Origin of the sequence: Flavobacterium sp. UGB4466, assembly GCF_903469665.1 — a bacterium.
GTDB lineage: Bacteria > Bacteroidota > Bacteroidia > Flavobacteriales > Flavobacteriaceae > Flavobacterium > Flavobacterium lipolyticum.
On sequence record NZ_CAGKLC010000010.1, the window covers coordinates 1 to 26,136 of the forward strand.

The 26,136-nt window shown below is 37.6% G+C and carries 15 protein-coding genes and 1 tRNA gene; 9 read left to right on the forward strand and 7 right to left on the reverse strand.

All coding sequences use genetic code 11. The features are described 5' to 3' along the window. Together JO950_RS04585 and JO950_RS04590 are read right to left on the reverse strand one after the other, a co-directional pair. The coding region (locus JO950_RS04585; RefSeq protein ID WP_202701525.1) for a cadherin-like beta sandwich domain-containing protein at positions 1-1,448 on the reverse strand (1,448 nt) is incomplete at its 3' end. A 714-nt stretch (positions 1,449-2,162) separates the two neighbouring features. After that, positions 2,163-2,237 (reverse strand) — tRNA-Pro (locus JO950_RS04590). A gap of 201 nt (positions 2,238-2,438) precedes the next feature. On the opposite strand from JO950_RS04590, the gene JO950_RS04595 reads away from it, so the two are divergent. The 8 genes from JO950_RS04595 (at position 2,439) to JO950_RS04630 (ending at position 11,737) form a co-directional block, all read left to right on the forward strand. Next, entirely contained in the window at positions 2,439-4,964 is a 2,526-nt protein-coding gene (locus JO950_RS04595; RefSeq protein ID WP_202701526.1) for a DUF2339 domain-containing protein, read from the forward strand. Beyond that, a complete protein-coding gene (locus tag JO950_RS04600; protein ID WP_202701527.1) occupies positions 4,951-6,183 on the forward strand; it encodes a hypothetical protein in 1,233 nt (410 codons plus the stop codon). Before JO950_RS04595 ends, JO950_RS04600 begins: the two co-directional genes overlap by 14 nt. Positions 6,184-6,420: 237 nt before the next feature. Further along, positions 6,421-7,188 (forward strand): ParA family protein, encoded by a 768-nt coding sequence (locus JO950_RS04605; RefSeq protein WP_202701528.1) that lies wholly within the window; start codon positions 6,421-6,423, stop codon positions 7,186-7,188. A gap of 5 nt (positions 7,189-7,193) precedes the next feature. Then, entirely contained in the window at positions 7,194-8,096 is a 903-nt protein-coding gene (locus tag JO950_RS04610; protein ID WP_202701529.1) for a ParB/RepB/Spo0J family partition protein, read from the forward strand. Beyond that, positions 8,096-8,656 carry a DUF5683 domain-containing protein gene (locus JO950_RS04615; RefSeq protein ID WP_202701530.1) on the forward strand — a complete coding sequence of 187 codons (561 nt, stop codon included), beginning with the start codon at positions 8,096-8,098 and terminating at the stop codon, positions 8,654-8,656. The genes JO950_RS04610 and JO950_RS04615 overlap by 1 nt, the downstream gene beginning before the upstream one ends. A 40-nt stretch (positions 8,657-8,696) precedes the next feature. Continuing rightward, positions 8,697-9,398, forward strand: a complete 702-nt coding sequence (gene dapB, locus JO950_RS04620; RefSeq protein WP_017494832.1) for a 4-hydroxy-tetrahydrodipicolinate reductase — start codon at positions 8,697-8,699, stop codon at positions 9,396-9,398. Positions 9,399-9,464: 66 nt separating this feature from the next. Further along, positions 9,465-11,018: a signal peptidase I gene (gene lepB / locus JO950_RS04625; protein WP_202701531.1), complete on the forward strand. Its 1,554-nt coding sequence runs from the start codon at positions 9,465-9,467 to the stop codon at positions 11,016-11,018. Between the two features lie 101 nt (positions 11,019-11,119). After that, the gene (locus JO950_RS04630; RefSeq protein WP_202701533.1) at positions 11,120-11,737 is read left to right on the forward strand and encodes a WbqC family protein; all 618 of its coding nucleotides are present in this window, start codon (positions 11,120-11,122) and stop codon (positions 11,735-11,737) included. A gap of 164 nt (positions 11,738-11,901) precedes the next feature. Here the strand turns inward: JO950_RS04630 and JO950_RS04635 are convergent, their stop codons facing one another. Continuing rightward, positions 11,902-13,212: a S28 family serine protease gene (locus JO950_RS04635; protein ID WP_202701535.1), complete on the reverse strand. Its 1,311-nt coding sequence runs from the start codon at positions 13,210-13,212 to the stop codon at positions 11,902-11,904. Between the two features lie 174 nt (positions 13,213-13,386). Here JO950_RS04635 and JO950_RS04640 point away from each other — a divergent pair, with 174 nt between their 5' ends. Beyond that, the gene (locus tag JO950_RS04640) at positions 13,387-14,607 is read left to right on the forward strand and encodes a Xaa-Pro peptidase family protein (protein ID WP_202701537.1); all 1,221 of its coding nucleotides are present in this window, start codon (positions 13,387-13,389) and stop codon (positions 14,605-14,607) included. Between the two features lie 76 nt (positions 14,608-14,683). Here JO950_RS04640 and JO950_RS04645 read toward each other — a convergent pair whose 3' ends face one another. The 4 genes from JO950_RS04645 to JO950_RS04660 all read right to left on the reverse strand — a co-directional run bounded on the left by JO950_RS04645 (position 14,684) and on the right by JO950_RS04660 (position 26,134). Then, positions 14,684-18,532, reverse strand: coding sequence for a M43 family zinc metalloprotease (locus JO950_RS04645; RefSeq protein WP_202701538.1), 3,849 nt, complete (start codon positions 18,530-18,532; stop codon positions 14,684-14,686). 499 nt (positions 18,533-19,031) lie between these two features. Further along, positions 19,032-20,489, reverse strand: coding sequence for a SusD/RagB family nutrient-binding outer membrane lipoprotein (locus JO950_RS04650; RefSeq protein WP_202701539.1), 1,458 nt, complete (start codon positions 20,487-20,489; stop codon positions 19,032-19,034). A gap of 12 nt (positions 20,490-20,501) precedes the next feature. Next, positions 20,502-23,708, reverse strand: coding sequence for a SusC/RagA family TonB-linked outer membrane protein (locus JO950_RS04655; RefSeq protein ID WP_202701540.1), 3,207 nt, complete (start codon positions 23,706-23,708; stop codon positions 20,502-20,504). A 263-nt stretch (positions 23,709-23,971) separates the two neighbouring features. Then, positions 23,972-26,134, reverse strand: coding sequence for a DPP IV N-terminal domain-containing protein (locus JO950_RS04660; RefSeq protein WP_202701541.1), 2,163 nt, complete (start codon positions 26,132-26,134; stop codon positions 23,972-23,974). Positions 26,135-26,136: the final 2 nt, after the last annotated feature.

Sequence of the window (26,136 nt, forward strand, 5' to 3'; positions counted from 1 at the left end):
GTTTTTACCGTACCGTCCTGAGCCGTAACTTCGATCGCAATACGATTCGCCTTAGCATCCACATTATTTACTTCCAGATTATCAATCGTCTGAGAAGGATTTCCACTGGTCACCGCTACCCCATTTACTTTTATAGTCGCATGGGTATCAGTAGTGACCGGCGTAACCGTGATACTGCTAGCGGCATTAGATACTCTGGCCATATAATCTGTAGTTCCTGAAGAGAAAACCGGATCCAAAGCTCCTGAACTAATACCCAAATTGCTTAAAGTAGCGACATTACTCAGTGGTGTAGTGACTGTTGCCGGATTACCGGTGCTGGTTGTGGTTAAATAGGATGGATAATCCCCTCCATCATCAATAAACTCCATAACCATGACCTGATAAGTTGTTCCAGGCGCCAAACCTTGGACTTCTAAATCAGAAAGCGCTGACCCATAGCGAATTAAGCACCAACCTGTTGTACTGATCTGATCTCCCAAGCCAAAAATAGTGCTTCCTCTGAAATATAAATTATCCGGTACAGGTGTAGTTCCATCGCCTGTACCTGCACGCATTAAAAGCATCCTTTGATTTCCATTTCCATTGGTACAATCCACAGTAGTAGTGGTTGCTGTGGTCTTGGTAAAAGTAAGATTAGTGGCCTGAATCGTTGGCGGCGCAGAAAGCCTGAGCACTTTTATGGTGTAGGTTTTTACCGTACCGTCCTGAGCCGTAACTTCGATCGCAATACGATTTGCCTTAGCATCCACATTATTTACTTCCAGATTATCAATCGTCCGAGAAGGATTTCCACTGCTCACCGCTACCCCATTTACTTTTATAGTCGCATGGGTATCAGTAGTGACCGGTGTAACCGTGATACTGCTAACGGCATTAGATACACTGGCTGTATAAGCTGTAGTTTTGGAGGAAAAAACTGGAGTAAGTGCTCCGGAACTCAGGCTTACATTACTCAAAGTAGCGACATTGTTTAGTGTCGTCAATGTTGCAGAATTACCAGAGTTGACTGTTCTTAAATAATATATATGACCACTAGCTCCATAAATCTTACTAACGAACACCTGTACCTGATAGGCAGTTCCAGGAGTTAAACCAGTCACCTCCGCATTAGTCGTCATAGTATCAGCAACACAATACCAGCCAGACGTACCAATTTGATCTCCTAAACCAAAAGCAGTATTAGCTTTATAACGAACATGATCTACCGGAATGGCATTGGAGTTGGTGCTTGTTCCTTTGCGGATAAATACTGTACTAAAAGTTGAATTCCCAGGTTGCCAACTAATAGTCGATTTTGTTCCTGTAGTATTCGTAAAAGCAAGATTGGAACATTGTACTATAGGCGGAGCCTCCTGCGCCAACATCGTCTGAAAAACCGACAAAAAAGTGATTATATAACCCCAAAAAGGCTTTTTCAGAAAAAAGAAAATAAAAGTACGAGTCATAACAAAATGTTTTTTTTAAGTTTTTAAACTAAATCGAAATTTCTTGCAGTGCCATTTTTTAGTACTTTTAGCACTTTTGACGATGCAATTATCTATTTAACAGTTAAATCGCTACAAAGACAAAGGAACCAGTAAAAAAACAAAGAAGAGTTTGCAATTCAATAAACACAACTACAGATGTAATAATTGGTCGATTCATGTAATACACGGGAAAGTGAGCAACAAAAAAGGTTTGGAGCACTAGTTATCTTGAGATGCTTATTTGCAAAAAAAAAAGAAAATGAAAAGTAAATCAAAAGGCTTTTGTCGGGGTGGCCCGATTCGAACCTGCGGACTTCCCGATTCCGATCGGGACGCGATAACAGTTCAGCTATATGATTTCAGTTTAAACCAAAAAAAAAGTCTTTCCAAAAAATGAAAAGACTTTTGTCGCAGTGGCCCGATTCGAACCTGCGACCTTCCCGATTCCGATCGGGACGCGATAACTGTTTAACTAATATGATTTTGGTTCAGCTATATGATTCAATTCAGCTATATGATTTCGGTTTAAACTCAAAAAAAAGTCCTTCCAAAAATTAAAAAGACTTTTGTCGGGGTGGCCCGATTCGAACCTGCGGCCTTCCCGATTCCGATCGGGACGCGATAACTGTTTAACTATATGATTTTGGTTTAAAAGCAAAAAAAAAGTCTTTCCAAAAAATGAAAAGACTTTTGTCGGGGTGGCAGGATTCGAACCTGCGGCCTCCTGCTCCCAAAGCAGGCGCGATAACCGGGCTACGCTACACCCCGTAAGCGGGTGCAAAGATAGAACTATTTTTTACTTATCCAAAACAATTTCAAAAATTAAGAGCCTTTTTTATTTTCTAAATAAAACCAAGGTTTCAAAAGCTAAATACTTTTTATTGAATTAACACGAAAAAAGCTTAAAAGCCTTCATCATATAAAAATGTTATTATATTTACAAAATCATAATATCAAACTCATTTCCAAATGGAAGGTTTTCTTTTAGCCCTGTTGTTTTGCTTTTTATTTTATATTCTTAATACCATAAAAAGTCGTTTTGATCATCTTGAAGATGATATTCAAAAACTCAGTAAAAAAATTGATTTATTAAAAACAGTGGAAAAATCTACTGAAAATATTTCGGTTGCCCCCATTCCGGTTGTCAAAAAAGAAGATTTCAGGACAATCCCGGAACAATCGAATCAAAATATTCCTGAACCTGTTCAACCCGAAGTTGTCGAGGAAAAAATTTCTATTGCAACACCAACAGAAGAAATTAAGACTCCAGAACCTGAAAAACTGCATGCTCCGGCAGCATTACAACCTGCTCCGGCAGCTGAAAAAACAGTTCCAAAACAAATCGCTCCTGTAGCACCTGAAAAATCATTCTGGGAGAATTTTAAAGAAAAAAATCCGGATCTGGAAAAATTTATCGGAGAGAACTTAATTAACAAAATTGGAATCTTAATTCTTGTTTTAGGAATAAGCTATTTTGTAAAATATGCCATCGACAAAGACTGGATTAATGAACCCGCACGTGTTGGAATTGGCGTTTTATGCGGAGCAATAGTTATGGGAATAGCGCATAAATTACGTAAAAACTATGCTGCATTCAGCTCTGTTATTGTTGCAGGCTCCATTGCCATTTTTTATTTCACTATTGGAATTGCTTTTCACGATTATCACTTGTTCAATCAAACGGTTGCTTTTAGCATTATGGTAATCATTACTGCTTTTAGCGCCTTAATCTCCTTATCGTACGACAGAATCGAATTAGCGGTACTTTCTCTTATTGGAGGATTTGCCGTTCCGTTTATGGTCAGCACCGGTGCAGGAAACTACGTTGTTCTTTTTACCTATATTGCGATTTTGAACATCGGAATTCTGGCTATCGCCTCTTATAAAAAATGGAATCTGGTTAATATTCTTTCTTACATCTTTACGGTTCTCTTGTTTGCAGCCTGGTTATCGAAGGATTTAAATTCTGACAAGCCGCATTACGCCGGAGGTTTTCTGTTTGGATTCCTCTTCTACTTTATCTTCATTTTAATGAATATCATTAACAATATCCGATCAAAAGGCGAGTTTTCAAAAACTCAGCTTACTATCCTGGCAAGCAATACATTTTTGTTCTATGCAGCTGGAATGGCTATCTTAACCTTTTATCATACTGAATTAAAAGGTCTATTCACCACTGCTTTAGCACTCCTAAATTTGATCTACGCCTGGTTTTTATACAAGAAATTCGAACTCGACCAAAAAGCGGCTTATCTGCTTATTGGACTAACCCTGACTTTTGTAACATTAGCGATTCCAATTCAATTTGAAGGAAATTATATCACGCTATTCTGGGCTACAGAAGCCGTTTTATTACTTTGGCTGGCACAAAAATCAAAAATTACAAGCTATCGATTTGGTGCTGTAATTGTTCATATCTTAATGCTTTTTAGTCTGATCATGGATTGGAATCATTACTACAGTAGCGATCTGCCTCTAAGCATCGTCATAAACCCAATTTTTATAACTGGTATTTTCGCTGTAGCTTCTTTGTCTGCAATTTGGTATTTGTTAAAAAATGAAACCGAAGATTCAACCCTCTTCAACATCACTTTCAATCCGGAAACGTACAGGAAATTTGTCGCTGCAGCAGCTGTTGGAATAGGTTATTTCACTGGTTTATTTGAAGTTATTTATCAATCTAATCATTATATCGAAAACCTATACAGTTCGATTGCACTCCCCATTTTATATCACTTACTGTTCTCTGCATTATACACTACATTTCTAATCGGGAGAAAAACAGCAGCAGGATATCAGGGCGCCTTGTTAATAGCTCTTTCAAATATTGTTTTATTTACCTTCTGGTTTTCCAATTATCCATTTTTAGAACACAGGGATATTATTACTTTAGGTGTTGGAACATCAATTGCTTTTTATCTTCATTATATTTCGTTGCTAATCATCGTTTACTTTGGTTATCAATTGTTTCAGATTTACAAAAAAACAAATTTCCCTTTTCTTCCTAGTCGATACCTCATCTGGGGTGCCGCCTTTTTCATCCTTTATATTTGTAGCTCAGAAGTAATGCTTCACGGACTTGTGGTTATGAATTCGTCTGTTTCTCTTCACGACCTACAAACAAGTACTTACACAGGCTACAAATCTAATTTACCTTATCTGCGTGAATTAGTAGCAGGAGACTCTATTCATCTGGCGAGTATTAAAATAATTAAAACCGGATTTCCTATTCTTTGGGGAGTTCTGGCTTTTGTGTTTTTAATTATCGGCATCAAAAAACAACAAAAATCTTTACGTATTATCGCTTTATCTTTGCTAGGATTAACCATTCTGAAATTATTCTTATACGACATCAGCAACATTTCCGAAACCGGAAAAATCATATCGTTTATCCTCCTGGGAATATTAATTTTAATTATCTCCTTTGTATATCAAAAAATCAAAGTCTTAGTTATTGACGAAGACAAACCAAAAAACAACAATGAAACTAACTAAATTCATCTTACTTCTATTTTTTGCAAACCTTTCTTTTGGGCAATATCAGACTACCGGAAAAATAAAACCCGTTTCGGAGAAAGGTTTTCATGAAATTGTTTTATCTCCCGAAATTAGATCTTATTCCAAACAAGATCTTAGCGACATCAGATTATTTGACTCAAAAGGAAATGAGGTTCCGTATTTTATCCAGACTCCTAAAAACAATAGGCTAAACACTTTTACAGAGTATACCATTATCTCAAAAACAGTCACTCCCAAAAAAAGCACCTCTATTATCATTGCAATTCCGTCTGCTAAAAACCACAATCAGATCTCCCTTTTTATCGCAAATTCCGATGCCGAAAAAAGATATACGGTTTCCGGAAGTGATGATCAAACAGAATGGTTCGGAATCTCCAATTCTCAAATTTTAGATGACTTAAGCAGTGCGTCAGAAACTAGTGTTATTAAAACGATATCATATCCTTTAAACACCTACCGTTACTTAAAGATTGATTTTGACGATCAAAAAACGCTTCCTGTTAACCTCTTAAAAGCCGGTAATTTTACCAACCAGATTCATCAAAGACCTTTACAGGAAATCACTTCCGGCAAATCAACTGTAACAGAGAATCATTCAACGAAAGAAACTCAAATTCATGTGCTTTTTGATGCCCCGCAAATCATCAACCAAATTTCATTTGAAATTACAAAACCCACTTATTACAGCCGTAAAGCTGTTTTATACAAAAAGGAAAAAAGACAATTAAAGAGAAAATCAATAGAAATAGAAGATGAAATCGCAACGTTCGAATTAAATTCAGATGTAAAAAGCATCTTTACGATCTCGGAAATATTCGAAAAAGAGCTTTTTATAAAAATAGAAAACAACGACAATCAACCGCTATCCATCTTAAAAGTAAAATTCAATCAAAACCCGGTTTCGATAGTTGCTGAACTAAACTCAAACGAAAATTATATTCTTAAAACCGGAAACAAATCCATGACCGCCCCGGAATATGACCTTTCTTCTTTTAAAAGTAGTATTGCCTCCAATTTACCACAAACGTTTATTTACGATATCCAGCAAAAAACGCCCCTAAAGAATCAAACGAAAAACAAATCTTTTTGGCAGCAATCCTGGTTTATGTGGCTATGCATTTTGTTAGGAGGTACAACTATTTTATTTTTCACAACCAGCCTTGTAAAAGATTTGAAAAAGAAAAATGAGCAGTAAAATTTACCCCCACTTTTAATTCCATTTTTCTGACTAAAGTAAGCTTTTGCTCTTTTTAGACTAAAAGAAATCAAAAAATAGAACGAAATTTCGTTCTTGTTTTTTGATTATCCTTAAAATCAATTCCAGAAAACACGCACCATACAACGATTAAACGAAGATTCACAAATGTTAACAAAATAGATTTTCAGAAACCATAAATAATTGTATTTTTACGGTTCAAAATTCAGAAAATAAATGGGCAAAATCATTGCGATTGCTAATCAAAAAGGAGGCGTTGGAAAGACTACAACATCTGTAAATCTTGCAGCCTCATTAGGCGTTTTAGAAAAGAAAGTATTGTTGATCGATGCTGATCCACAAGCCAATGCTACATCTGGCCTTGGGATTGACGTAGAATCAGTTGAAGCCGGAACTTATCAAATCCTGGAACACAGTATAACACCAAAAGAAGCCGTTTTAAAATGTACAGCTCCAAATGTTGATGTGATACCTGCACACATTGACCTTGTTGCCATCGAAATCGAATTGGTTGACAAAGAAAACAGAGAGTATATGCTTAAAAAAGCGTTAGAAAGCGTAAAAGACGAATATGACTTTATCATTATCGACTGTGCTCCTTCTCTAGGTTTATTAACCTTGAATGCTTTAACAGCTGCTGATTCTGTGGTTATCCCAATCCAATGCGAATATTTTGCACTTGAAGGATTAGGAAAATTATTGAACACCATAAAAAGTATTCAAAAAATACACAACCCGGATCTAGACATCGAAGGATTGTTACTAACCATGTACGATTCAAGATTGCGTTTGTCTAATCAGGTTGTAGAAGAAGTTCAAAAACACTTTAATGATATGGTTTTTGATACCGTTATTCAACGAAATGTTAAACTGAGCGAGGCACCAAGTTTTGGGGAAAGCATCATTAATTATGACGCAACCAGTAAAGGAGCCGTTAATTACATTAATTTAGCTCAGGAGATTATAAAGAAAAACAGCAAATAGTTTTTATGACAAAAGCAATTAAAAAACAAGCCTTAGGAAGAGGATTATCAGCGTTATTAAAAGATCCGGAAAACGACATTACATCAGTAGAAGATAAAAATGCTGACAAGGTTGTTGGAAATATCATTGAGCTTGAAATAAGTGCTATCGAAATAAATCCGTTTCAACCCCGAAGCAATTTTAATGAAGAATCGTTACGCGAATTAGCCACCTCTATTAAAGAACTTGGTGTAATTCAACCTATTACTGTTCGTAAATTAGATTTCAACAAATATCAGCTAATCTCAGGAGAGCGTCGTTTACGTGCTTCGACCATAGTAGGCTTAACGCATGTTCCTGCCTATATTCGTATTGCCAACGACAACGAATCCTTAGTTATGGCCTTGGTGGAAAACATCCAGCGTCATGACTTAGATCCGATTGAGATCGCACTTTCCTACCAACGTCTGATTGACGAAATTCAACTGACACAGGAGCAAATGAGTGAGCGTGTTGGAAAAAAACGCTCTACAATTGCCAATTATTTACGTCTTTTAAAATTGGATCCGATCATTCAAACGGGTATCCGTGACGGTTTTATCAGCATGGGGCACGGTAGAGCAATCATTAATATTGAAGACTTAGACATTCAGACTGATATCTACCAAAAAATAGTAAGTCAGAATTTATCTGTTCGTGAAACCGAAACTCTGGTAAAAAACTATCACGAAAGTTTAAAACCAAAAGCAGAAGGAAAACCTAAAGCAGAGTCTTCTTTTGTGGTTAGAGAAACACAAAAAAACACTTTCAACGATTATTTTGGTTCGAAAGTTGATATAAAAGTCGCCGGTACGGGTAAAGGAAAAATCACCATTCCATTTGATTCTGAAGCCGACTTTAACAGAATAATAAAATTAATCAACGGATAGTGAATAAAATTGTCCCCATAAGCCTATTGTTCTTTCTCATAGGAACCGTTTCTCTTTTTGCCCAGGTAAAAAAAGACACGGTTTTGGTTGTTAAAGACACTAGCAAATTGCAGGAAATCGATCCGCTTACACCTGCAAAAGCAGCATTCTACTCGGCAATCTTACCGGGTTTAGGTCAGGCATACAATAAAAAGTACTGGAAAATCCCTTTGGTCTACGGAGCGATTGGTACGAGTTTATACTTCTATCTTGACAATAACAAAAAATACCACGATTATCGCGAAGCCTACAAACGAAGACTGGAAGGCTACAATGACGATAAATATAAATTCCTGGACGACAGCAGACTTATTGCCGGTCAGAAATTTTATCAGCGAAACAGAGATTTATCACTATTATTTGTCGTTGGTTTTTATGCCTTAAACATTATCGACGCCAACGTTGACGCTGCATTGATTCAGTTTAACGTAAACGAAAGATTATCATTGCGCCCGGAAATTTACCCTGACGCTGTAACTTTCAGACCAAATGTTGGACTAACTTTTAATTACCACTTTTAAATAACTCCGGTTACTTGAATTTTAAAAAAAAATACACGAAATGAAAATTGCGCTTTTAGGATACGGAAAAATGGGTAAAGTAATCGAGCGAATTGCTTTGGAAAGAGGTCATGAAATTGTTTTAAAAAAAGATGAATTCAGTACTTACGACGGACTTTCAACAGCCGATGTCGCGATCGATTTCAGCGTCCCTACTGCTGCCGTTGACAATATTTCCAATTGCTTTCATGCTAATGTACCTGTGGTTTCAGGAACTACAGGATGGTTAGAACACTATGACGAAATGATATCGCTTTGCAACGAAAAGAAGGGCGCTTTTATTTCGAGCTCTAACTTTAGTTTAGGGGTTAATATTTTCTTCGAACTGAACGAATACTTAGCTAAAATCATGTCTCAACTGGATTCGTATAAAGTTACGATGGAAGAAATTCATCATACACAAAAACTGGATGCTCCAAGTGGTACGGCAATTTCTTTAGCCAAAGGAGTTATCGAAAACAGCCAATACACTAATTGGACTCTAGACGAAGCAAAAAACAACGAAATTCATATTGAAGCTAAAAGAATTGGCGAAGTACCAGGAACTCATACTGTAACCTACGACTCCCCTGTAGACAGCATCGAATTAAAACACACTGCACACAACCGCGAAGGGTTTGCTCTTGGAGCGGTAATCGCAGCAGAATGGCTTGCCGGAAAAACAGGAATCTATTCTATGAAAGACGTATTAAATTTAAAATAAACCGTTATGAAGGTTTAGGTAAAATTTCAAATTAAGTCCCGAACCTAAAACTTTAAATAAAATATTATGACACTATATCTTTGGTTTGTATTTTTCTTAGCCGTTCAGGTTATTCATTTTATCGGAACCTGGAAATTATATCAGGCTGCCGGAAGAAAAAGCTGGGAAGCTGCGATTCCGGTATACAATTCAATCGTTTTAATGAAAATAATCAGCCGCCCAACCTGGTGGACTTTATTGCTTTTCATTCCTATTATTAACCTGATTATGTTTCCGGTGGTTTGGGTAGAGACTTTAAGAACGTTTGGCAAAAAAACAACTTTAGATACTCTTCTAGGTATTTTCACTTTAGGCTTCTATATCTATTATGTTAACTACACTCAAAAATTAGTGTACAACGCTGACAGAAAATTAACTTCTGAAAATAAAGCAGGAGACACCCTGAGTTCTTTACTTTTTGCCGTTATCGTAGCAACATTGGTACATACTTATTTAGTACAGCCTTATACAATTCCTACTTCTTCTTTAGAAAAATCTTTATTGATTGGGGATTTCCTGTTTGTAAGTAAAGTAAATTACGGTCCAAGAGTCCCTATGACTACGGTTGCATTACCAATGGTACATGACTCTATTCCGTTTGTAAAACAAAAATCCTATTTGAAATGGCCACAATTGCCTTATTTCAGATTACCTGCTTTAGAAAAAATAAAACGAACTGATATTGTCGTTTTCAACTGGCCGGTAGATACGGTTCACTATTTTTACGAACCAAAAGGAAGACCGGGTGTCATCAAACCAATTGATAAAAAATCAAATTACGTAAAAAGATGCGTAGGTATTCCGGGAGACAGCTTATCGATTAAAGATGGATTTGTTTTCATTAACGGAAAAAAATTAGTTTTACCGGAAAGAGCAAAACCGCAATATTCTTATTCAGTAGCCATAGACCCAAAAATCCCTATTGATTTTGAATCTTTGGTAAGAGAGCTTGATATTACAGACGGAGCAGGATTTAAAAGCGAAAAAAGAGACACTCTTTATTTCAGAGCTTTAACTGAGGCAAGTGCAGAACGTCTAAAAAATACTCCTGGCATTACTGCCGTTACAAGAGAAATTGACCACGGAAATGACAACGCTATTTTCCCGCACATCAACAAATGGAATCAGGATAATTTTGGTCCGATTTATATTCCGGAAGCAGGAAAAACAGTTGCCTTAACCAATGAATCATTACCATTTTACAAAGACATTATCACCACTTATGAAGGAAACACTTTGCAGCTGGATGGCTCTAAATTCTTAATCAATGGTAAACCTGCTACAACTTATACTTTTAAGCAGAATTACTATTGGATGATGGGAGACAACCGTCACAACTCTGAAGACAGCCGCTACTGGGGTTACGTTCCTGAAAATCACATTGTAGGAAAACCGGTTTTCATCTGGATGAGCTGGGATACTAATGGTAAAGGAATCAACAAAATTCGTTGGAGCAGAGTTTTCACAACTGTTGATGGTGAAGGCCAACCACAATCTTACTTTAAGTATTTCCTGTTTATTCTTGCAGCCTACTTTGTTGGAGAATATTTCTGGAGAAAAAGAAAACAAAACAAAGCATAAATATAAACAGTCAAATGTTTAAAAGTCTAAAGTCATAAAGTAACGTTTAAAGAACCTTGTTTTATGACTTTTGACTTTTGACTTTAAAAACTTTAGACTTCATGAACTCTCTTTTACTTCCTACTTATTTTCCATCGATCAGCCACTTTGCAGTTATGGCACAATCTGAAAATATTACTTTTGAAATGGAAGATAATTTCCAGAAACAAACTAACAGAAACCGTACCTACATCTATAGCCCGAACGGAATTCAACTACTAAATATCCCAGTTAAACATTCGAAATCAGCTCATCAGAAGACAAAAGATGTTTTAATCGAGAATGAATTTGACTGGCAAAAACAGCATTTCAAATCGTTGGAAGCCGCTTACAGAAGTTCTCCTTTTTTTGAGTTTTTTGAAGATGATATTCGTCCTGTTTTTGAAAAGCAGCACACTTTTTTAATGGATTTGAATCTTGAAGTTCTGGACATCACTACCAAGTGCCTGCGCATGAAATTAGCGTTCGGCAAAACCACAGAGTATTTTCATGAGGCAGAAAATATCTCCGATTTCAGAGTTTTGGCTAACGGGAAAAAAGACCTTAATTCATTCGAAAAGTACACTCAGGTTTTTGACGACAAACATGGTTTTATCAACAATTTAAGTGTTTTGGATTTACTTTTTAATGAGGGTAAGTTTGCTATGGATTATTTGAAAACACAAAAACTACTGGTTTAATATTTAGGTTTAACCGCAAAGAACGCAAAGATATTCGCAAAGTTCGCAGAGTTTTATTTATGACAGCTTTGCGAACTTTGCGTTTGTATAAAATCTTATCATTAAAAATCCTTGCATGCTTTGAGGTTAAACTCATTAAGAAAAACTCACCACTCCTTTTCTTTTTAATTTATTTCGGCCTTATCGTTAAGTGCTTTTAAATCGAGCCATCTTGATAATGTTTCCATGATTCGTTTTTTATCATTCTCCGGAAAATCTTTCACTCTCGTGGTGTGACTCCCCCCGGGAAGAACCATTTTTAATGCATCTAATTTGGAATCTGGTGTTGGAGCACACGAGTACCAGGTGTCGTAACCGCCGTAGATGTACAAAATTTTATTGCCTTTATTCTCTACATATTTTCGCACTTCTTTGATGTATTTCGGATTGTATTTTATCACTACTCCTTTAGGTGCAAATCGATCATTGGAAGTACTTTTCACCACTTGAAGCAAATCGGCAACCGGAGAAAAATCAAAACCATAGTACCCCAATTCTTTTAAATGCTGATAATAGGATGGCAAATAATGAAAATACATCTTATCGTTATAAGTTCTTACGCCTGAAACCTCATCCAAATAGGCAAACAGCTCTTTCGGGCTCGCCGTTACTGACGGTATAGCCTCGCATTTTCCTCCCCATTGCCAAAAAGAAAAAGGAAATTCTAAAACTGCATATTCTAATGCCTCAGCGAAAGGTACTTCGGTAAAAGTCATTTTCTTTTCTTCTGCATATTGTTCAAACTCCTTTAAAACGGCTTCTCTATTTTCTAAAACTGTTCTCTGAAAGGCTGTAATTTTAGCCCTGCATTCTGCTGTCCCCACTGTTTTAGTATGCTCTACTGTTCGGGGATCTTCCTGGGTATTAATTAACGGTGCTACATAAGGCATTGCCACATCAACATCATCCGGATATTTTGATTTGTAAATCAAAGCCGTTTCACCGCCTTTACTTATTCCGGTTGAAATCCATTTTCCGGTATACAACTGCTTCAGTTTTGTTACAAGATTGTGATAGTCGGCGATAGCCTGATCGTTTGTTAAATATTCCCATGGAAGTGGTTCCGGTCGTGACTTTCCGTAAAAGCGGTATTCGACTGCAATCTGATTTGCGTTTAACAGTTTACTCACCTCACTTTTGATATTATTGGTATTGTAACCATGCGTTTCAATAACCATTGGGTTATTAAAATTCAGATGCGAGAGGTAAACATAATGCTTAAAAGTTCCTTTTTGCGGATTTTTATGATCTAAAGGTTCATCTAAAATCAATTGGTACGACTCTGCATAACCTTCTAAATTTTCTATCGTTGTGATTTCGGCTTTTGGAAACAATACCGTGAGCTTCTGATACAAATCTGATTTATTCTGCGCTGACGCAAAATACGAACTCAGAACAACACACAGAAGCAATACTAAACGCTGTATACTTTTCATTTTTTAAGTTTTAATTGATCTTTAAAAATACAGGCATTACAACCCGAAATCCAATAGTATATTACCCTTAAATTATTCTATTTTATCTACTTTAAGTTAAAATACCACTATCCCAAAATATTGGCTTATTTTTAATCCAAAATAAAAAAAACAACTAACCTTAAAATAACAGCTATGACCATTGGAGTTGGCGGATCTAACGCAATTGCAGAATTAGAAAAAATACAAAACATGACCCTGAATGTCAAGGCCATTCAGCCGGAGGAATATCAAATGCGTATTCAGAAAGCGGTGTCGCTTATGAAAACAGCAGGTTTTAAGTCCTTATTCGTGAACGCAGGAACCAATCTATACTATTTTACCGGAACCAAATGGAATCCCTCTGAAAGGATGGTTGGAGCCTTATTGTTTGAAGACGGCAGCCTGGAATATATTGTTCCGAAATTTGAAGAAGGTACTTTTAGGAAATTCATGAAAATTGAAGGCCATTTAAATTGCTGGGAAGAGCATGAATCACCAGCTGTTTTATTTGGAAAGATCCTGGAGACCAAAGGCATAAACAACGGTAAAATTGCACTGGACGAATCTGCCGGTTATTTTTTAGTAGATGCTATCGTAAAAGCCAATCCAAATTACGAATTCGAAAATTCCCAACCGGTTACAACTGGCTGTCGTATTCAGAAATCAGCCAATGAAATTGCAATCATCCAACAAGCCAAAGAAATTACGATGGTGGTTCAACGTGCCGCTGCACGCATTTTGTATCCGGGCATAAAAGCCGAAACGGTTGTCGATTTTATCAATCAGGCACATATCAAAGCAGGAATTGCTTCAGGTTCTTATTTTTGTATTGTGTTGTTTGCCGATGACTCTCAATATCCTCATGGGGTTACTACTCCTCAGGATTTAAAAGATAACGATGTTGTACTTATCGACACAGGCTGTCGTTTGGAAGGTTATCTGTCTGATATCACCCGAACTTATGTGTACGGAACTCCAACAGACGCACACATCAAAATCTGGAACCTAGAAAAAGCCGCACAAAAAGCCGCTTTTGATGCCGCACAATTAGGAGCAACCTGCGGTTCGGTCGATGATGCCGCACGCAAAGTAATTGCAGCAGGCGGTTTGAGTGCCGATTACGAATTGCCGGGATTACCTCATCGCGTGGGTCATGGAACAGGATTAGATATTCACGAACATCCGTATTTGGTAAGAGGCAATACTACTGTTCTGCAAGAAGGAATGGTAGTAAGTAACGAACCTATGCTTTGCATCCCGGGTCAATTCGGGATTCGTCATGAAGATCATTTTTATATGACCGCTGAAGGTCCAAAATGGTTCACTACTCCAATGCACAGTATTGATAATCCGTTTGGCATTGGCATCAATTAAGCTGTATTTAATTTTAAAAAGCATAAAAAAAGGGAAACAATATCGTTTCCCTTTTCTTCTTTACAAACCAAATTATTTATTTAACCAATAACTTTTTAGTATCTGTGAAGCTTCCATCTGTAGCTACCACTATATAAACTCCTTTTCTAAGACGGTGTACCGGATAAGAAACTGTGTTTTTTACAATGTCAATAACATTTCCTGTACTGTCGTAGATGGTGATTTTAGTATCCGCCAGGTTTAAATTAGCGAAGTTGAAATTAACCACTTCCGAAGCCGGATTAGGATACATCGTAAATGATTTTGTAAAATCAGTCTGATCTGCTCCTGCACTTCCGTTTTGCAAATCAATGGTCAACGGAGCACTCCAGTTACTTGCCTCAGTTGCATTTTTAGCTCTAACTCTAAACTGATAAACGGTTTGTGTGCCTTGTTTCGGAACCCATAAATAATAGGTTGTGGAAGTTCCGAAAGTGGTCCAGCCTGTACTAGCATTATTCAACTGTACTTCATAACTTGTTGCATTCGCCACTGTATTCCATGAAGCATAAAATCCGGATGAATACACTCCTGAATTCCCAATATTGGTTGGTGTCGGCAAAGTTGTCGGATTAGGTGTCGAACCTGCAACAACCGTATAGTCTTCCACATCACCATCTCCAATGTTTCCACAAGCCGACGGGTTCGCATAATATTTCATTACAATGCGCATTCTGGTCGTTCCGGTAAACGCAATTGGTGTAAAACTGCCTGTAGCTGTTCCGGTAGAAGAAATTCCGTCAATCACTTTTTCAGAAGCATCAAAAACATTGTTTTTATTATAATCGATCCACACTCCCCAATATTCTAAATAAGATCCTCCGGAAAAACCTGCCGCCAGACTAACATTTGTAGCTACTCCCGGAGTTACAGTTACAGTTTTAGACGTAAGATTAGCATACCCCCCTGCATCTTTACCGGATGTATTGGTAAAACTTCCAATAGTTACTGAATTGATGTATTCGTAATTATTATTCCCCTGAGCAGTACAATACGCTGAACCTGTCGCAAGAGTGGCCGTAACCTCATTAGAATACGCAGAGTAAATGCTATTTGCTTTTGCACGTACTCGGTATTTATAAGTACTTCCGGCTGTCAGACCTGTGTTGGTATACGTAGCCGCTGTACTTGGTAATGTTGTTATTTCGGCAAAAACATTATCTGCTCCTGCTCTTTCTACTACAATGTTTGTCGCATTAGTTGCGTTGTTTACCCATGTCAATTGTGCCTGTAAGCCGGTGTTGTTTACTGCAGCCGTCAGACTTGTAGGTGCCAAAACAGTTACAGGTGCCTGAGTTCCGGCCTGAATGGATTCGTTTGGCTTCGTATTGTAAGCATAGTCTAAAACGGAATAACCAACTCCACCTGCTTCCACTTTAACATGCATCCAGCCATAACAGGTACGGCCTCTGCTTTTATATTCAAAACCGATATAACCTGTTTGGTTGTCCCAGGCTGTATAACTTGCTGTTCTTAAATCTAACTGATCCGGATATGCCGCTCCAGGGGTTACAAAATTACTTGCGGCACCAATTGTAGTTCCCTCTGTAATTAAACTAATGTTACGTGTACCTGTAGGTCCTACCAGTCTTTTGCCATAAGTTTCTACTTTTAAAGCAGCAGCAGCAAACTGCCATGCTCCATACTCCGTATTATCTCCAATCCCTAAATCAAAATACTGCCAGGTTTGGGCTGCCGAAGCAACATAATCAGAATTGTTTACATAAAAAACTCCGTAAGGTGCATCAAATTTCAAATTGATCGTTTTTGATGATGTATCAAGAGTCGCAATTCCTCCTGTGATTGCAGCATCTTTGAATGTAATGACTACAGCAGCATCATTTGCAGGAAGATGTGTGCTTGCTTTTCCGGTAAAGGAAACCACTACTTTATTATTTCCCTGAAGCGTCAATACAGCGGTTAATCCTGAAGGAACTCCTGTAATAGCAAAATCAGTTCCAGCAGTTAAGGTTCCAGTACTTTTTGTAAAAGTTCCATTGTTAGTAGATAACGAAATTGTACTGGTCGTGGTAACACCACCGTCATTTGCCTCCGCCTCGTACAGTATACTTTCTGATAAAACAACCGCCGTTTTGTTAGTCACACCGGTATAAATAGGCGCATTGGGTTGTGTATTGTAGGCATATTCAGAAATGATGTAACCGTCTCCATTTGCCGCAACGCTTATTTTGAACCAGCCATAGCAAGGCAATCCATCGATTTTGTATTCAAAACCTACATATCCCGATTTTCCATCCCAGGCGGTATAACTCGCTGTTCTTAGATCTAATTGATTTGGGTATGCTCCCGGAGCAGTCATATTACTTGTCGGACCAACTGCGGTGTTTTGAGCTAATAAGGTAATGTTTCGGCTACCACTCTCGCAAGTTAATCTTTTGCCATAAGTTTCAATTTTTAATGCATTGGCCGCATAACGCCAACCTCCGAATGAAGTGTCGTCTCCTTTTGCAATATCAAAAAACTTCCAGGTTAAATTTGAAGAGATGTTAATATCCGGCATGTCTACAAAGAAGATTCCATAAGGATCCGTAAATCTTAAATTGTAAAACAAAGCAGTACAAGACAAACCTGCAGTTCCTCCTGTAAATGCCGCAGGTAAGAATGTGATTCCGGCAGTTGTATTTTGCGTTGCTGCATGATTTGTTGCTTTTCCTGAAAGTGTTACCGTCACCTGACCATTTGAATTTACAGTAACAACTGGTGTGATTCCGGCTGGAAAAGTATGTGTAAAATGGGTTCCTGCTGACAAAGTTCCTGAACTTAGTGCAAAAGTCTTTCCTCCGCTAAAAGTTACCACTGAGGCTGTATCAAAAGATCCATCATTGATAACAGCTTCTTTAAAAGTAGTTCCGGTTGCTACTAAACTGCTTTCAGTCGTGTTCACTCCGGTATCAATTAAGTTTTGCGGCTGCCAGAGCGTAATCCTTGCCGGATGCTGTAAGGCTGCCAGCATTCTGTCAATCTGACCCTGGGTGTACATTTTATAACAGCCTTGTGCACCATTGTACCCCATATAATTTTCGATGTTTACTTTATCTCCTGTACAATTAGTTCCCGGTGTACAAGCCAGAGTATGCTTAGCATCTTCTGCAGGAGTGTCGGCAACTTCATCTGTGCCGGAGCAGCCTCCTTCAAAAGTGTGAATCAGGTTTAAGAAATGTCCAAATTCGTGTGTAAGGGTTGCTGAAAATTCTTTGCTGTAGGAGTTGTCGTAAAGATAAGCTCCGTTAAAAACGACACGTGCTGTGTTATTGGCCGTCATACCAGAATCAGGATACCAGGCAACTCCTGAATTGTTAAAAACTCCTTCGTTATACAAATCATTCTGAATATAAACGTTCATATATTTTTTATTGTCCCAGGCATCCGCAGCAATCTGATCATCGTAACCACCGCCATTTCCGTAACCGTTTTTGGCCGCATGGAAAACAACACCCGTGGTACATCCGCCATTAGGGTCTTTTTTCGCCAGTTTAAATTCGATGTTTAATGTTCCTCTTCTCGCTTGAAAAAAGGGCTCAACTGTTTGGTAATCGGCATTCCTGCCATTGAAATCGTCATTTAACTGAGCCAAATGATTGACGATTTTTTCATAGGTAATGGTTTTTCCGCTTTGAACGTCTCCATAAATATGGAAAACCACGGGGATAACATAAGTAGGTGCTGCTGCTGTTTTTGAAGTGTTGCTTTTACGCTGAAGGGTAAATGTTTTGGTAAAGGCTTCAAAATCTTTTTTTTCCTGAAGTGATTTGGGGCTATTCCGATACACTTTGGCGTTTTCTTCTGTCGTCCGGCAAGGAAGTCCCTGCGCGCTCATTTTCCCTATCGAAAAAACGAGCATTAATACTAGTAGTTTTGTTTTCATTTTTTTTGGGTTAATTTGTTGCCACCAAAATTACCAGCATAGCTTCTATTTTATTGATACTATGTTATTTAAAAACAATATATAATTAACAACTTTTTAACTTTAAAAAAACACATAATTAAAAAATAAACCAAATAAATCAAGCATTCACAAATAAATTAGGCTATTTTCTAAATAAAACAAAACCAAGACTTCGACTTCGCTCAGTCGGACAATAGGATTCAATAAGTAAGACCTGACCTTCACTCAGTCGGACAATGTAATGCAAAAAGAGACTTCGACTTCGCTCAGTCGGACAATGAGGCTCGGGAAACAAGACTTTGGCTTCGCTCAGTCGGACTATGCAATGCAAAAAGAGACTTCGACTTCGCTCAGTCGGACAATGAGGCTCGGGAAACAAGACTTTGGCTTCGCTCAGTCGGACTATGGGATTAAATAAAAATAAAAAAACCGGAACCTAATTAAAGGCCCCGGTTAAAAACAGGAAAACTAATTCAAATTAAAATTTATCCCAGAAAATTTTTGTAGTCATCAAATCCCCTCCTATGGCAGCAGCAGCAGCCTCATAATTTCCTTTGTTTAAGGTTTTATCAAAAAGAGAGTAAATAGTACGAACCGGTACTTTTCCTTTTGCCGCATCAACAGCAGTTGAAGGGGCTAACAATACAGGAAAATCCAGTCTTCTGTATTCTGTCCATGCCTCAAATCCTCTGTTGTAATAAGCAATCCAAAGCTGGTAAGCGATTTTTTCTTTTGTTGTTCCGGCAGCAGTTGCAAAGTCAACATCTGTTCTGTTTACATAGGTCTGTGCATCAGCATTCGCAACTCCCCAAAAGTTCATGCTTGCCAAAATTCCTTTTTTATAATATTCTTCCGGAGTTCCTCCTACGCTAAATCCTCTGTTTGCAGCATCTGCCAAAAGGAAACAGGTTTCAGTGTAATCAAAAATTACTCCCGGGTTTGTTCTTTCTTTCAATCTTGATCCCATGTTTGAAAAATCGCCATAACTTACTTGTTTGGCATAAGGAGCTCCTTTATAGCTACCGCCTTTTTTAGAATTTGGATTAAAGAATATATCACGTCTTGGGTCATTTTTTCCATTTAACTGATTCACAAAATATTCAGTCGGAATCGTTTGACTTTCGTTTACCAAAGTATCATACAACGGATTCATATCAACAAGTGATGAAAAATACTGGAACAATGCTGTTTCCTCTTCACTGGTCATTACTCCTGAATTGTAAGCACTTTCTACTATTGTTTTTGCTTTAGCGGGCTCAATGTCTGCAAGGTGTAATCCAAGTTTTAATTTCACACTATTCGCTAATGTTTTCCATTTTGTCACATCGCCTTTGTAAATTAAATCGGCTTTACCAAAGCTCTCTTTACTGCCGTCCATAGCCGCAATAGCAGCATCTAATCTGGCAGCCAGATCTAAATAAATGGTTTTGGCATCATCGTATTTTGGATAAGGATACAGATTAATATCCAAAGCTTCACTGTAAGGCACGTTTCCAAACAAATCTACAAGCGCCTGATACGCCATCACAATCTGAACGTCAAGTACTGCGATTTTGTTTTTCTTAATTGCAGTATCAACAGCTCCTAAAGCTTCTTTGCTCTTTATGTCTTTTTGAGCGTTTACCAAATCCTGCAAAACGTCTCTGTATAACAACGTTGAAAGAGAACTTCCTAAATTTCTTCTTTCCATATTGTAGTTCACCTCATCGGTATAGGTTGTGGTAGACCAATATTGAGCATATCCTCTAAAATTGTTGCTGTTTACTGAAGCATTGGTCAGGAAGTAGGCATAATTTACCTGTGCATTGCTCATAAGTGCCCCCGGCAAAACGGTGGTATAGGCTTTTTTGTCCTGATTTAAATCTTCTAAGTTATCACAAGAGGCTACCGAAAGTAAGATGGCTCCTGCAAAAAATATCGTTTTTACTATTTTCATTTTTTTTTGTTTTTAGAATTGAACTTTCATATTAAAGTTATACTCTTTTGAGGTAGGCAAAACTCCAGTTTGAAAGCCCTGAAGATTTCCTGACGAAAGTCCTGCTTCCGGATCAGCGTACGGCAGATTTTTATGAATAATCCACAAGTTGCTTCCATTAACTGACAAAATCATGTTGGTGATAAAAGTCTTCGCCAGGAATTTTGATGGCAATCTGTAGCTTAATCCTAATTCACGTAATTTCACATAAGAAGCATCGTAAACATATTGCTGTTCCGGCATGGAATTGTAAAATGAATATCCATTTGCTCCTTCTACACTTACCACTTTATCATTTGGAGTTCCGTCTTCCTTAACCCCAGACAACAGAATCCCTCCGCCGCTTGCGATCGGATTTCTTTGTGGATTTCCTAAATGGTTGTTCGAAACCGTACTTTCATAAATACCTGTAGTATGTCCGAAACGCTGGTCTAATGAATAAACGTCTCCTCCCTTTTTCACATCAATCAAAAAGTTCAATGAGAAATTTTTATAGGTAATTACGTTGTTCAAACCACCAATCCAATCCGGGTTTATATCTCCAATTGTTGCTCCGGCCGTTTGTAAATATCTTCCGTTTGAACGAATTACTTTTTCTCCGTTTAAATAAGTAAATCCGGAACCGATCAACTGTCCAATTGGTTTTCCAACCTCAGCAACATATCCTACTCCCTGGAAAGATCCTAACGAAATTCTGTCAGCTCCTCCTAATGAAATTACTTCATTTTTATTGGTAGACCAGTTTACTTTTGCTTCCCAGCTAAAATTGGCTGTTTTTACCGGAATTACAGACAAGGTCACCTCATATCCTTTATTTTGAACATCACCTCCGTTTATCCAGGCTCTGGTGTATCCGGTTTGTGTAGGTGTTTCCACTGAAAGAATCTGATTGGTTGTATTGCTTTTGTAGTAAGAGAAATCAAGACCTACACGATTATTGAACAATTTAAGTTCTATACCGGCTTCAAGACCTCTTGTCAGCTCACTTTTTAAATTAGAGTTACTTTTATTGTTTTCTGTAGAGAAACGAATTCCGTCAGGTCCAAAATTATCACCTTTTGGATAAGTTGCTGCAATCACAGCAAACGGAGCATCATTACCTGTTTCTGCATAATTCAAACGAAGTTTTCCAAAAGACAACCAATTTGTTTTAATGTGGTTACTAAAGATATAAGTTCCTGTAATCGAAGGGTACGTATAAGTACTATTACTTGATGGTAACGTTGAAGATTTATCTACACGATAACTTCCCTCTAAGAAATAAGTTTCCATAAAATTGAAACTCGCATTAGCATAAACACTGTTGGTACCGATGGCTACTTCTGACTCACCAGGGCTGTTGATTTTATCAATAGAATTACTCAAAGCATAAATTCCAGGCACTACCAGTCCGCCATTTGTCGCTGTAAAAATGGACTTACTCACTGAACGTCTTGAATTAGCTCCAAGCATTCCGTTGAACTTAATTCCGTCTGTAATATTAGTTTTAAAATTCATGATCAAATCGAAGTTGATCTCTCTGAACGTTTTATCAAATCTGGTATATTGTCCAAGTGCATTTGGTGTTCTTTTTGATCCCACAGCAATGCGCTCTTCCTGTAACTGATTATAGGTATCTACAGCACCTTTACCTGTAATCTCAAACCAATCGGTGATTTGTGTATTCAAAGCAAAGTTTCCGAAAAAACGATCACGATTTAAAGTATTGTAGTTGTTGTATCTTTGAAAATAAGGATTGTCATGAAACTGCAATGTTAAATCATTTGGTCCTCCAACACTCCAGGTTGTATTTTTTCCTGTAAGATCATAAGCATCTTTTAAATCCTGAAAATCTACACTTGTAGAATACCATTGTCTGATACTGCTCAGATAGTTGTTTCCACCATCACCGTAACCGGTTTCATTCATTCCTTTCGCATCTGCTTTTAAATAATTAGCCGATGCCGAAATTTTAGTTTTAGGCAGAATGTTATAGCTTCCGGAGAAGTTAAAATTGTCTTTACGATTGTTACTGTTTGGCAAAATCCCCTGATTCATGTTATAGTTCGTATAACCAAATCTGAAATCTCCTTTTTCACCTGATCCGGTAAAAGCAATATTATTAATGAACGTCAAGCTCTTTTGGTAAAAATCATTTGGATTTTTCTTTACTGCTGTCCAAGGAGTAGCTTTTCCGTAACCCGGTAATTCAGGGTAGAAAGAACTCCAGTTGTACACTAACAAATTAGGATCAAATTTAGGTCCCCATGAGGCATCATCGGTTGCAGCATATGGATGTACCCCACTTCCTAAATCAACTGTTCCGTAGAAGTCACCATATCCTCCACCGTATTGATTTTGATACTCTGGTAAGGTTTTTTTATCGACTACACCAACAGTAACTCCGGAGCTAAAACTTACGCCTAAACCTCCTTTAGATTTACTTCCTTTTTTTAGCGTTACAAGGATCACCCCGTTTGAAGCTCTTGAACCATACAAAGCAGAAGCTGCAGCTCCTTTCAGTACGTTCATCGTTTCGATATCGTCAGGATTGATATCCGAAGCGGCATTTCCGTAATCGTATCCTCCTGTGTTACCTCCGCTTTTCTGATCGGCACTATTGGTATTGTCATTATTCAACGGAATACCGTCTACAATCCATAACGCCTGATTGTTTCCGGTTAAGGAAGTAGTACCACGAATCACCACATTCGTTGAACCTCCAATATTATTGTTACGTCTGATTTGCACACCGGCAATTTTACCTGAAATTGCATTGGCTACGTTACCATTGTTTACTTTGGTCAGGTCTTCTCCTTTAATTTCCTGAGTGGCATAACCTAAAGATTTCTTTTCTCTTTTAAGCCCCAACGCCGTAACAACAACCTCCCCAAGCTGCTCTGAAGCAGGAGATAAAGAAACATTGGCAGTGTTCCCCGTAACGGTTACCTCTACAGCCTTCATCCCAATATAATTAAAGATTAAAACAGCGTTTTGACTTGTCTTTATAGAATATTTACCGTCAAAATCAGTTTGAGCTCCTGTTTTTGTTCCTTTGATCAATACACTCGCACCCGGTAAAGGTAAGCCTGCATTATCTGAAACAATTCCCGATACAACCCGCTCCTGTGCGAGCGCAAATTGTGCTAGCAGTACAAAAAAAAGTACTACCGTTTTTCTTTGAAAAAACTTGAATTTCATAAAATGGTTTTATAATTAGTATTGGCAAATGTTTTGCTTTTTTGATAATTTTTATGATAATATATTATCGCAAAAACCTATTATATTACCCTTTTATTACATATTTAATATTTTACATGTATTATCTTACCCTTTCAAATTCGAACAACATACGTGCTTATTTTCTTACTTTTTGTCTTTTTTTACTTGATTTTAGACCACCAAAAAAAGGGAGAAATCCTTTTTACAGAAATTCTCCCTTTTTTTATGCTTTTAAAATGATTTTATTTCGCTCCCGGAGGACACTTTTCTTCTATAAATTTTATAAAAGTATCGACTAAATGTTTTCGGGTTCCTTCGCCTTCATGAATGCTGTGCGTACGATTTGGGTAGATCATTAAATTAAAAACTTTGTCGTATTTGATCAGTTCATCAATCAAAACTTCTGCATTTTTATAGTGCACATTATCATCGCCGGTTCCGTGAATGTAAAGCAAATTTCCTTTTAAGTTCTTTGCGTGTGTTACGGGTGAAGCCTGAATATAGGCAGCTTCATTCTCGTCCGGCAATCCCATATAACGTTCGGTGTAAATATTATCGTAAAAATGCTGATCGGTAACTGCTGCGATGGCTACGCCGGTTTTATAGATCTCAGGATACTGAAACATTAGATTCAAAGTTACGGCTCCACCTCCGCTCCATCCGTGTATGGCCACTCTGTTCGCATCAATAAAGTTCCATTTCAGTACTTCTTTGGCCGCCATAGCCTGATCACGGGTGTTGATGATTCCAATATTTTTGTAAATTGATTTTCTCCATTTTCTTCCTTTCAAAACCGGAGTTCCTCTATTGTCCATTGCAATTCCAATGTAGCCTTTAGGAATTAAAAAGTCAATAAATCCATTAAAATAAGGCATGTCATTCGCTACCGAAGCCATTGGCTCTCCGTAAACGTAAAAGAACACCGGGTATTTTTTTGTCGGATCAAAATCAAGAGGTTTTGCCATGATTCCATCGATTTCAACTCCGTCGACAGTGCTTACTTTGAATTTCTCTAATGAAAAGTCACGTGTTGGTTTTACCAAAACATCAGCCTCTTTTGGCAGTATTTTTTTATGATCGGAAAGTGAAACTAAGCGTACATTAAAATCGCGATTGATATTAGAATTGGTGTGTTTGGCATACGATCCGTCTGTCGAAAACTCATATTCATTAGTTCCTTCAAATACTTCCGGAGTTATTCTTTTGGTTTTAAGCGAATTAATATTCGTCTCATACAGATAACGCTGCGTAGCATCTTTTGGACTTGCGATATAATAAATTGATTTTGTCTTGTCATTATAAGCTTTAAAATAAGCATCGAAATTTCCGGTTGTGATCAGTTCTTTCTTTTTTCCGTCACGGCTTATTTTGTACACATGCATCCAGCCATCGGCATCTGAACTCCATAAAAAAGATTTACCGTTGTCTACAAACTGACAAGGGAAACCATCGTACACGCCAGAGGAAATATCAAAAACATCAATCCATTCTGCTGATTTTTCCTGATACACTAAAGTTGCTTTCCCAGACTGCGTATTGCAATTGTAAATCGAAGCCTGATTTTGATTTCGATTCAATTGTATAGCCATTACCTCATCTTTTGCCACCCATTCCATACGAACCAAATAATTATTATCCGGTTCACCCGGAATATCAAGCCAGTTGGTTTTTAAAGAAGCGATATCAATAACTCCAATTTTTACAGCAGAAGGTTTTTCTCCAGCTTTTGGATATTCTACCGGAATTACAAATGGGTATAAAGCGTCTGTATTGTTAATCATTAAGTGAAACTTTGTCTCCGAAGCATCTACACGCCAAAAAGCTATACTTTTACCATCAGGACTCCAGCGAAATCCGTCACGTGCGGCCAGTTCTTCTTCGTAAACCCAGTCAAAAGTTCCATTGATTACCTTATCAGTTCCATCTGTCGTTAAAGCGGTAATCTTTCCTGACGCCAGATTTTCAAGGTAAATATTGTGTTTTGAAACGTAAGCTACATTTTCGTTATCCGCAGAAAATTTGGCAAACATTAAAGAAGATTCTTCTAAGCCGGCTCCCAATTTTCTTCCTTTTCCGGTCGTCAAGTCAAAAAACCAATAGTCACCTCTGGTATTGGCTCTCCACACTTTTTTTGAATTGGTATAAACGAGAACTTTGGTTTTATTCTGGTTCCAGACTAATTCTTCTACTTCTCCGTTAAAACCTGCATTTGTTAATTGCTGTCTGGTTAAAACAGTGGTATTCTGATTGAGTTTATCCACATCATATACCAAAATATCCTTTCCGGAATTTACCCAAAACGAATGTGAATTGGGCAGCCACTTTAATTCGTTAATATCAATATCCTTTTGAGCCCAAATGCCCGAGCAGACCAAAAGAAGCAGTAAGAAGTGTTTTTTAATCATGG